Below are 9976 nucleotides of genomic sequence, written 5' to 3'. Positions count from 1 at the left end.
CCCCCCCCCCCGCCCGGCCGCCCCCCCCCCGCCGCGGGGCGCTAATCAAAGGCGGCGCGGCGCTGGAGCAGCTGGGCCAGGTGCGCCAGGTGGCGTTCGATAAAACCGGCACCCTGACCGTCGGCCAGCCGCAGGTGACTTCGGTTATTGCCACGGCCGAAGTTGACGACAACGCGCTGCTGGCGCTGGCGGCGGCGGTGGAGCAAGGCTCCAGCCACCCGCTGGCGCAGGCTATCGTCCGTGAAGCGCAGCGACGTCAGCTGAGCATTCCGCTTGCCAGCGGCCAGCGGGCGCTGGCGGGCTCTGGTATCGAAGCCGAAGTCAACGGCAGCCGCATCCTGATCTGCGCAGCCAGCAAAGCCGCCCCGGCAGAGCATGAGGCGCAGATCCAGCAGCTGGAAAGCGCCGGGCAAACGGTAGTGCTGGTAATGCGCGGCGAGACGCTGCTCGGCATTCTGGCGCTGCGCGATACCCTGCGCGACGACGCGCGTCAGGCGGTGGATGCTTTGCATCAGTTGGGCGTTCAGGGGGTGATCCTTACCGGGGATAACCCGCGCGCCGCGGCGGCCATCGCCAGCGAACTGGGGCTGGAATTCCGCGCCGGTCTGCTACCGGCGGACAAGGTCAACGCGGTGATAGCGCTGAATGCCGACGCGCCGCTGGCGATGGTCGGGGACGGTATCAACGACGCGCCGGCGATGAAAGCGGCCACCATCGGCATCGCCATGGGCAGCGGAACCGACGTGGCGCTGGAGACGGCCGACGCCGCGCTGACCCATAACCGTCTGACCGGCCTGGCGCAGATGATTTCCCTGGCGCGCGCCACCCACGCCAATATCCGCCAGAACATCGCGATTGCCTTAGGGCTGAAGGGGATTTTCCTCGTCACCACCCTGCTCGGCCTGACCGGTCTGTGGCTGGCGGTGCTGGCGGATACCGGCGCCACCGTGCTGGTAACGGCTAACGCGCTGCGGTTATTGCGTAAGAAGTTGTAGCATAGATACCGGCTTCCCTGCTCGCGCTGCGCTTAGCAGGGCTACGGTTCCAGACCGTCGGGTAGCCCGGATAAGGCGCTACGCGCCGCCATCCGGGAGAGGCTCAGTGGCTTTTGCGGATCAGGTAGCGGTACGGCAGGGCTTCGGTTTCCTGGGCCACCAGCTCATGCTCCATAAAGCGGCAGAATCCCGGGATATCGCGGGTGGTGGCCGGATCGTCAGCAATAATCAGCAGCGTCTCGCCCACCGGCATCGTCCGCACGGTTTTACGCACCATCATGACCGGCTCCGGGCAGCGGAGTCCCAGGGCATCCAGGGTGTGGTCAGGAGTGGAGAAAAGTTCGCTCATTTTAGTCTCACGTCAACAAAACGGCCCTAGTTTACCCCCTGCTCGCCAGTACGCAAGCCAGGTTAACGTTTGCGCGAAAAACAACCATTGCATTACGCCGGCAACGCAGTATCATGCAGCCGTTTTTAATTGGGTTCCCTCACCCCAACGTTCCGCTGCCGATTGCTCATTCACCTGAAGCATGACGGGCATAAAAAGGTCACAATATGAATCCGTTTACTACCGTACAGCGCAAAAAAGCGCTCGTCTGGCTTTCGCTATTTCATTTGCTGGTCATCACCTCCAGCAACTATCTGGTTCAGCTGCCGATCTCCATCTTTGGTTTCCATACCACCTGGGGCGCGTTTAGTTTTCCGTTTATTTTCCTCGCCACCGACCTGACGGTGCGAATTTTTGGCGCCCCGCTGGCGCGACGCATCATTTTCGCGGTGATGGTCCCGGCGCTGGCCATCTCTTACGGCATCTCCGCGCTGTTCTACATGGGCGAATGGCAGGGCTTTGCCGCGCTGGGCACCTTTAATCTCTTCGTCGCGCGCATCGCCGTCGCCAGCTTTATGGCCTATGCGCTGGGGCAGATCCTCGACGTTCACGTCTTTAACCGCCTGCGGCAGAGCCGCCGCTGGTGGTTGGCCCCTACCGCCTCGACGCTGTTCGGCAACATCAGCGATACCGTGGCGTTTTTCTTTATCGCTTTCTGGCGCAGCCCGGACCCGTTTATGGCCGCCCACTGGGGGGAAATCGCCCTCGTCGACTACAGCTTTAAAGTGCTTATCAGCATCATTTTCTTCCTGCCGATGTACGGCGTGCTGTTAAATATGCTGTTGAAAAGACTGGCGGATAAATCTGATTTGTCGGCATTACAGCCGAGTTAAAGGTACTCGCGGGCTGATGTGTTAAGATAGCCGGATGAGCCATTAGTGGCCGTTTATCGAAAGGAAGATGTCAATGCGCAATTTGGTTAAATATGTCGGTATTGGCCTGCTGGTGATGGGGCTTGCCGCCTGCGATAACAGCGATTCAAAAGCGCCAACCGTTGGCGCAGCAGCGGAGAGCAATGCCAGCGGCCAGGCAATCAGCCTGCTGGATGGCAAGCTGAGCTTCACCCTGCCTGCGGGCATGGCCGACCAGAGCGGCAAACTGGGTACCCAGGCGAACAATATGCACGTCTACTCTGACGCTACCGGCCAGAAAGCGGTCATCGTCATCGTCGGCGACAGCACCAATGAAGATCTGGCGGTGCTGGCGAAACGCCTGGAAGATCAGCAGCGCAGCCGCGACCCGCAGCTGCAGGTGGTGAGCAATAAACCGCTGGAGATTAAAGGCCATACCCTGCAGCAGCTGGACAGCATCATCTCCGCCAAGGGGCAGACCGCCTGGTCTTCCGTGATCCTCGGCAAAGTGGATGACAAGCTGCTGACCCTGCAGGTCACCCTGCCGGCGGATAACCAGCAGCAGGCGCAGACCGAAGCGGAAAGCATCATCAACACCCTCACCATCCAGTAATTACTGGCCTGGTGCGCTGGCCTCCGGTTCGCTAACCGGGGGCCGTTTTTTTAGCCGCCAGCCCAACAGCAGCGCCGCCATCACCAGCCCCGCCGCGGCGAGATAAATCATCGAGATCCCGGTCCACGCCATCAGCAATCCGGCCAGCGGCCCGCTGACGCCCAACGACAAATCCATAAACACGGTATAGGTCGCCAGCGCCGACCCCTGATTGTGCTGCGGCACCGCCTTCACCGCCACCACGCCCAGCGCCGGAAAGACCAGCGAAAAGCCAGCCCCGGTAAGGAAAGTACCGATTTTCGCCATCATCGGCGTATCGGCAAAGCCGACCAGCAGCAGGCCGATCGCCTCCACGCTAAAGCAGAGCATCGCCACGTTCAGCCCGCCGAGTCGGTTAATGGCGTTGGGAAACAGCAGCCGCGCGCCAACGAATGCGCAGCTGAATAATGTCAGCGCGAAAGCCGCGCCGTCCCAACCTTTGGCGTCATAAAATAGCGTGATAAAGGTGGCGATCACCCCAAAGCCGGCGGAGGCCAACGCCAGCGCCATGCCGTAGGGCCAGACGCGGCCGAGCACCGCGCGAAACGACATCGCTTTGCCTTTGGCAGCCTTCACCGCCGCGCGGGGCAGCGCGCAGAGGATAGCCACCAGCGCTACCGCCATAATGACCCCGGCCAGACCGCTGAGGCCAATGTGCGAATAGCACAGCACGCCGAGCGGCGCGCCCATCGCCATCGCCCCATAGGTCACAATCCCGTTCCACGAGATCACCCGCCCGATATGCAGCGAACCGACCACGCCGACGCCCCACAGCGTCGAGCCTGTGCCGGCGAAGCTCTGGCCGATACCAAGGATTACCCGTCCGAGGCATAACAGCAGCAGGCTAATCAGTGGCCAGCCGCTGCCCCAGGCGGCCAGCAGATAGCTCAAACCGCTCAAAAAGCAGCCACCGAGGCCGAAGACGACAATCTTTTTGGGCCCCAGCAGGTCGGCATAGCGCCCGGCATGCGGGCGGCTGAGCAGCGTGGCGAAATATTGCAGGCTAATCACCAGCCCGGCCCAGAAAGCGCTAAAGCCCATGACATCATGAACATAGCCGGGCAGCACCGCCAGCGGCAGGCCGATGGTGAGGTAGCTGGCAAAGTTAAAGATAACGACAGAGACAATCCGCAGATTGAGGCGCAGTCCATTAAGCGCCGGTTCGGCGACGGGTTCGGGCATCAGGTTCCACCAGATTTCGACAACCAGCTTTCACTATTACCACGCTGTCGGCGGAAAAGCAGCCCTCCTTTCGGAATATTGGCAGTCGGCGAACCGCTACACTTATCTGGCGCGACTCATAAAAGGAATACCTATGTCCCCTCCGCAGGCTGATAAAGCCGGGCTTCATATTTTACTTAAGCTGGCGGCGCTGGTGATTATCCTCGCCGGGATCCACGCCGCCGCCGATATCCTGGTGCAGCTGCTGCTGGCGCTGTTTTTCGCTATTGTTCTCAACCCGCTGGTCACCTGGTTCATTCGCCGCGGGGTGCGGCGTCCGTTCGCCATTACCCTGGTGGTGACGGCGATGCTGGTGATGCTCACCGCGCTGCTCGGCGTGCTGGCGGCGTCGCTCAATGACTTTGTCGCCATGCTGCCCGATTTCAACCGCGCCCTGACGCGCAAGATCCTCCAGCTCCAGGAGTATCTCCCCTTCCTTAATCTGCATATCAATCCGGAGCGGATGCTGCGGCGCATGGATTCAGAACGGCTGATGACCTGGGCCACGACGCTGATGACCCAGCTTTCCGGGGCGATGGCCAGCATCGTGCTGCTGGTGATGACGGTGATCTTTATGCTGTTTGAGGTTCGCCACCTGCCCTACAAACTGCGTTTTGCCCTCAATAACCCGCGCCTGCATATCGCCGGATTGCACCGGGCGCTGAAAGGCGTCACCCATTATCTGGCGCTGAAGACGCTGATTAGCCTGTGGACCGGGCTGATTGTCTGGCTGGGGCTGCTGGCGATGGGGGTACAGTTCGCCCTGATGTGGGGGGTGCTGGCGTTTTTGCTGAACTATGTGCCGAACATTGGCTCCGCCATCTCCGCTATCCCCCCCATGCTGCAGGCGCTGCTGTTCAGCGGCATCTATGAGTGCCTGTTGGTAGGGGCGCTGTTTCTGGTGGTGCATATGGTGCTGGGCAACATGGTGGAGCCGCGCATGATGGGCCACCGGCTGGGGATGTCGACCCTGGTGGTGTTCCTGTCGTTGTTGGTCTGGGGCTGGCTGCTGGGGCCGGTGGGAATGCTGCTCTCGGTGCCGTTAACCAGCGTCTGTAAAATCTGGATGGAAACCACCGTCGGGGGCAGCAAGCTGGCGATCCTGCTCGGCCCGGGCCGTCCCAAAAGCCGGCTCCCCGGCTAGCGGCGTTTCACCGGCCAGAAGATGGTCAATACGCCGGCGACGATGATCGCCACGCCCAGCAGCGATTGCCAGTAGAACGGCTCATGCCAGCCTGGCAGCCAGATGGCGGCGGCCCACACGAGGATATAGCTCAGGCTCAGTAGCGCATACGCTTTCGACAGCGGCAGGCGATGGAGGGCAAAGTACCAGCAGACCATCGACAGCAGGTAGCCCAGCAGGCCGAAAAACAGGCCGAAAGTCCCGGGCTGGAAATGCAGCAGATGCTGGAGAAATGCCACAATATCGGTCAGCGGCGGCAAGGCCATCATGGCGCTGCGCAGCAGCAACTGCGCGGCGCTGACGAGGCCGACGCTGAGTAATGCCCAGAAAAAGCCCATCAGACGCTGGTCCCCAGAATGACAATGCCCACGACGATCAACCCGACGCCAAGCCAGTGGCGACGGGCGACCGGCTCATGCCAGATGCCCCAGCCCGCGAGGGTAACCCAGACGAAATTCAGACTCAGCATCGGATAGGCGATGCTGACCGGAATAGACTGCAGGACGCTCAGCCACAGCAGCATGCCGCAGCCCAGGCATAACAGCGCCATCCCCAACCAGAAGAGTATATGGCGACTCCGCCGTCCGCGACGGGACGGGCGGGTCGCCTGTTTCTGGCAGAGCTGTCCGGCGCAGCTCAGCAGGCTGGCGCACACCAGACAGATCCAGACGCTCATTGCGGCAGGTACTGAAGGAAAACGACCCGGCCCAGCTCGTAGGCGTTATCCGGTTTCGGTAACGGTAAGTCGAGCATACTCTCTCCTTTATCCATCAACAGCACCAGCGAGACCGGCCCCTGCTGACGATGCGCGGCCAGCCAGTCGGCAAAACCGGCCTGGCTGACAAAGCTTCCCTGAGCATCCGGCCAGTCGAGACCGTACTTCAGCTCACCCTGTTTGTCGAACATAATAATATCGCTTCGCTTCAGCTCCCAGGCCAGGCCGCCGGCGATCCCAACGTTGTTGGTCAGGACGTAACGGCTGGGCTGCAGGGATTCGCTGACGATATCCACGAGGAACTGCGGCTGTTTGCTGTCGATAACCCGGTCCGGGATGGCGAAGCCCACCAGCAGCGCCAGGCCGAGCGGACAGAGCGCGGCGAGGCTCCAGCGGCGGCCAGAGTCTTTCATCGCCAGCCAGCCCATCAGCGCCCAGACGGCAAAAGCGATCGCCGCCAGCAGACATTTATACAGCTCAATCTTGGTCCACACCGGCCTATGCATGAAGCCCCACGGCGAGACCACCAGCACGGCGATAAGCCCCAGCAAACCAACGCCCAGGTTGATCATCCCGTTGATGCGCAACGCTTTCGCGCCGGTCTTTGCGGCCTCCAGCGCGTAGCGGGCCATCAGGATCGACAGCGGCGCAAAGCACGGCAGAATATAGGTCGGCAGTTTGCCTTTGGCGATACTGAAGAACAGGAACGGCATCGCCACCCAACCTAACAGATACAGCGCGCCGCGGGCCTCATCGCGCTCAAGCCAGCCGCGCTTTAGCGCCCCCGGCAGCAGGGCCAGCCACGGCAGACTGCCGGCGATCAGGAACGGGATGTAGTACCAGAACGGCGCTTTGTGCTGGGCGTCTTTTTCAGCAAAACGCTGAATATGCTCGACCCAGAAGAAGTAGCGCCAGAAGTCCGGCTCGCGCTGAGCGATAGCCAGCCCCCAGGGCAGCACCACCAGCGTACAGACGATTACCGCCAGCCAGCCGTAGGTCAGCACTTCACGCCAGCGTTTACGGGCGATCACCCACGGCAGAACGCCCACCACCGGCACCGCCAGCGCCAGGAAGCCCTTGGTCATCACCCCCATCCCGCAGGCGACGCCCAGCAGCACGTAGCCCAGTATTTTGCCGCTGCGGCTGCGCGCCTGCGCCGCGCCCCAGAAGCTGCACATCGCCAGCGCCAGCCACAGGGTGATCATCGGGTCCAGCACCGCATAGGTGCCAATCGCATACACCAGCATCGCGGTGAGGAAGATAATCGGCGACAGGATAGCTACCCGCTTATCACGAAAGATCCGCCACGCCAGCCAGGCCACCAGCAGGGCGGTCATGGTGATGGCGAAGACCGACCCGAAGCGTACGCCGAAGTTATTATGGCCAAACAGCCACTGACCGATACTGTTGATCCAGTAACCGGCAATCGGTTTTTCGAAGTAGCGCAGGCCGAGAAAATGCGGTACCACCCAGTCGCCGGTGGCCAGCATTTCACGGCTGATCTCCGCGTAGCGGGTTTCGTCGGGTTGCCAGAGCAAACGGAAATTGAGCGGCAGCAGATAATACAGCGCAAACAGCGCAATCAGAGAGACGCCATAGCGAATGCTTTTCATCAAATACCCGAAGTCAGTAATTGTTCACGTCCGAGCCAGCCTTCCCGGCCAGCCAGTTCACCACGAACCACTTTGCCTGAGGGCAGCTCGCAAAAGTCAGCGGGCAGCAGCTGGCTCAGTGGGCAAAACTGAATTTCTTCTTCCGCCGCCATGGTCAGTAGTTCATTGAACTGATCGGCGTAGGCAATGCCTTCCACTTCAGCGTGAATGGTATAGACCGGAACGCCCGCATCGCGATGGATGCAATCCAGCAGGTAGCGGTTAAAGCCGGCGATATCCACCGCCGTGCCCACCGCCTCGTCCCAGGTCGGCAACGTGACCGGGATCTGCACCGTACCGGAAACGCCGCTGCCGAGCTGGGGCAGAAACGGCCGCGTGCCGCGACAGTCGCTGTTGTAGAGAAAATCGAAGGATTCTTTGGCTTTAACCACCCGCTGATCGGCGCGCCAGCCGGCGACGGCCGAGCAGGTCACCGGCCGGCCGATGATGCGCTCGAGCTCCAGCAGGCCGCGCTCAACCTCCAGCGCCAGCCGTTCCTGCGGCCAGACGCCGCTCCACGCCTGCCAGCTGTAGTGGTCCCAGGCGTGCAGGCCGACTTCATGAGATTCGGCGGCGGCGCGGATTACCGCTTCGTTCCCTGCGCCGATGCGGCGCCCCGGCCAGGCGGTGCCGGCCAGCAGAATATCCCAGCCGTACAGCGAGGCGGCTCTGGAACGCAGCATCTTCCACAGAAACTTCGGTTTTACCAGGCGCCACAGGTGGCGCCCCATATTGTCCGGCCCGACGCTGAAGAAGAAGCTTGCCTGGATCCCATGCCGGCCCAGCAGCTCCAGCAGCCGCGGAACGCCGTCCCGCGTGCCGCGAAAGGTATCGACATCTATGCGTAAGCCGACCTGTTTCATGGATTTTTATCGTCCACCAGTTCAACCGTGCGCAGGAAGAAGTCCAGCGTGTGTTCGACCGTTTCTTCCATCTCCACCTTCGGCTCCCAGTTCAGGCAGCGTTTGGCGTTGCGGATGCTCGGCTTACGATGCTCAACGTCCTGGTAGCCCTTTCCGTAGTAATCGCTGCTTTCCACTTCACGGAAGCCGGCGAACGGCGGGAAGCGATCGCGCAACGGATGACGTTCGAAGCAGGCGAGCAGCATTTCGGCCAGCTCTTTGATGCTCGCTTCGTTATCCGGGTTGCCGATGTTAATGATCTGCCCGTCGCAGCGGCCGTCTTTGTTCTCGATGATGCGGAACAGCGCTTCGATACCGTCGCTGATGTCGGTGAAACAGCGCTTCTGCTTGCCGCCTTCGATAAGCTTGATCGGCGACCCTTCCACCAGGTTGAGGATCAGCTGGGTGATAGCGCGGGAGCTGCCGATACGCGCGGCGTTGAGGTTATCCAGCCGCGGCCCCATCCAGTTGAACGGACGGAACAGGGTGAACTTGAGGCCATTCTTATCGCCATAGGCCCAGATCACACGATCCAGCAGCTGCTTGGAGACCGAGTAGATCCAGCGCTGTTTGTTGATCGGCCCCACCACCAGGTTGGAGCTATCTTCGTCGAAATTTTTGTCGGTGCACATGCCGTACACTTCCGAGGTCGACGGGAAGATAATGCGCTTATTGTATTTCACGCAGTCGCGGATGATTTTCAGGTTCTCTTCGAAATCCAGCTCGAACACGCGCAGCGGGTTGCGGGTGTATTCGATAGGCGTGGCGATGGCCACCAGCGGCAGCACCACGTCGCATTTCTTAATGTGATACTCGATCCACTCAGAGTGAATGCTGATATCGCCTTCCACAAAGTGGAAACGCGGACAGTCGAGAAAACGGCTGATGGCGTCGGAGCCGATATCCAGACCGTAAATCTCATAGTTGTCGTCCTGCAGCAGGCGCTCGGTCAGGTGGTTACCGATAAAGCCGTTGACGCCGAGGATCAGCACCCGGGTGCGACGCTTAATCGCCACCACCGGTTTGCTGCTGATCACCGCCCCGGACACCAGGCCCAGCGCCTGCGCCAGCTGAGCGCCCTGCATGTACACGCCGCGTTCGGTCTGGCCGGTGACAATCTCCAGCGCCCCGTCCTGGCACGCGACGATCAGCGGAGCAATGGAGAGCACGGTGCCCGGTTTAGCTGCTGGCAAATCGTGGCGAACGCGGGATTTCCAGACGATAAACTTGTTCGCTCCGGCGTAGCCGAAGGCGCCCGGCCACGGATCCGAGACCGCACGCACCAGATTGTGCAGGGTCTGCGCCGGCAGCTCCCAGTCCAGCCGGCCATCTTCCGGGGTACGACGCCCCACATAGGTTGCCTGGCTGTGATCCTGCGGACGCTCATCGGTGGTGCCGGCGAGGATCGCCGGCAGCG

The 9976-nt window shown here is 61.3% G+C and carries 11 protein-coding genes; 4 read left to right on the top strand and 7 right to left on the bottom strand.

Annotated elements, in window-relative coordinates; translation table 11 throughout:
- Window positions 1-995 (top strand): HAD-IC family P-type ATPase (locus HMPREF9538_RS20550; protein ID WP_009484382.1); only part of this gene is annotated, 995 nt, incomplete at its 5' end.
- 103 nt (window positions 996-1098) lie between these two features.
- On the opposite strand, the gene tusA is transcribed toward HMPREF9538_RS20550, so the two are convergent.
- Window positions 1099-1344 (bottom strand): sulfurtransferase TusA, encoded by a 246-nt coding sequence (gene tusA / locus HMPREF9538_RS20555; RefSeq protein WP_002920858.1) that lies wholly within the window; start codon window positions 1342-1344, stop codon window positions 1099-1101.
- 206 nt (window positions 1345-1550) lie between these two features.
- Between tusA and HMPREF9538_RS20560 the strand changes: the two genes are divergently transcribed.
- On the top strand, window positions 1551-2216 hold the full coding sequence (locus tag HMPREF9538_RS20560; RefSeq protein ID WP_002920860.1) for a 7-cyano-7-deazaguanine/7-aminomethyl-7-deazaguanine transporter: 666 nt from the start codon (window positions 1551-1553) through the stop codon (window positions 2214-2216).
- 73 nt (window positions 2217-2289) lie between these two features.
- Window positions 2290-2847 (top strand): DcrB family lipoprotein, encoded by a 558-nt coding sequence (locus HMPREF9538_RS20565; RefSeq protein ID WP_002920861.1) that lies wholly within the window; start codon window positions 2290-2292, stop codon window positions 2845-2847.
- On the opposite strand, the gene HMPREF9538_RS20570 is transcribed toward HMPREF9538_RS20565, so the two are convergent.
- Window positions 2848-4068 carry an MFS transporter gene (locus HMPREF9538_RS20570; RefSeq protein ID WP_004173981.1) on the bottom strand — a complete coding sequence of 407 codons (1221 nt, stop codon included), beginning with the start codon at window positions 4066-4068 and terminating at the stop codon, window positions 2848-2850.
- Window positions 4069-4201: 133 nt separating this feature from the next.
- On the opposite strand from HMPREF9538_RS20570, the gene HMPREF9538_RS20575 reads away from it, so the two are divergent.
- The gene (locus HMPREF9538_RS20575; RefSeq protein ID WP_004145147.1) at window positions 4202-5251 is read left to right on the top strand and encodes an AI-2E family transporter; all 1050 of its coding nucleotides are present in this window, start codon (window positions 4202-4204) and stop codon (window positions 5249-5251) included.
- On the opposite strand, the gene arnF is transcribed toward HMPREF9538_RS20575, so the two are convergent.
- From arnF to arnA, 5 genes are all read right to left on the bottom strand, one after another.
- A complete protein-coding gene (gene arnF / locus HMPREF9538_RS20580; protein ID WP_004186014.1) occupies window positions 5248-5628 on the bottom strand; it encodes a 4-amino-4-deoxy-L-arabinose-phosphoundecaprenol flippase subunit ArnF in 381 nt (126 codons plus the stop codon). The genes HMPREF9538_RS20575 and arnF overlap by 4 nt on opposite strands.
- Complete coding sequence (gene arnE / locus HMPREF9538_RS20585; RefSeq protein ID WP_002920864.1) at window positions 5628-5966, bottom strand: 4-amino-4-deoxy-L-arabinose-phosphoundecaprenol flippase subunit ArnE; 339 nt, start codon at window positions 5964-5966, stop codon at window positions 5628-5630. The genes arnF and arnE overlap by 1 nt, the downstream gene beginning before the upstream one ends.
- Window positions 5963-7618 carry a lipid IV(A) 4-amino-4-deoxy-L-arabinosyltransferase gene (gene arnT, locus HMPREF9538_RS20590; RefSeq protein WP_009484381.1) on the bottom strand — a complete coding sequence of 552 codons (1656 nt, stop codon included), beginning with the start codon at window positions 7616-7618 and terminating at the stop codon, window positions 5963-5965. The genes arnE and arnT overlap by 4 nt, the downstream gene beginning before the upstream one ends.
- A complete protein-coding gene (gene arnD, locus HMPREF9538_RS20595; protein ID WP_009484380.1) occupies window positions 7618-8520 on the bottom strand; it encodes a 4-deoxy-4-formamido-L-arabinose-phosphoundecaprenol deformylase in 903 nt (300 codons plus the stop codon). Before arnD ends, arnT begins: the two co-directional genes overlap by 1 nt.
- Window positions 8517-9976, bottom strand: a 1460-nt coding sequence (gene arnA / locus HMPREF9538_RS20600; protein WP_032457024.1) for a bifunctional UDP-4-amino-4-deoxy-L-arabinose formyltransferase/UDP-glucuronic acid oxidase ArnA, incomplete at its 5' end; no start/stop codon positions are given. The genes arnD and arnA, both read right to left, overlap by 4 nt.

Source organism: Klebsiella sp. MS 92-3 (genome assembly GCF_000195655.1).
GTDB classification, from domain to species: Bacteria; Pseudomonadota; Gammaproteobacteria; order Enterobacterales; family Enterobacteriaceae; genus Klebsiella; species Klebsiella pneumoniae.
This window is presented reverse-complemented; position numbering and strand designations above follow the sequence as displayed.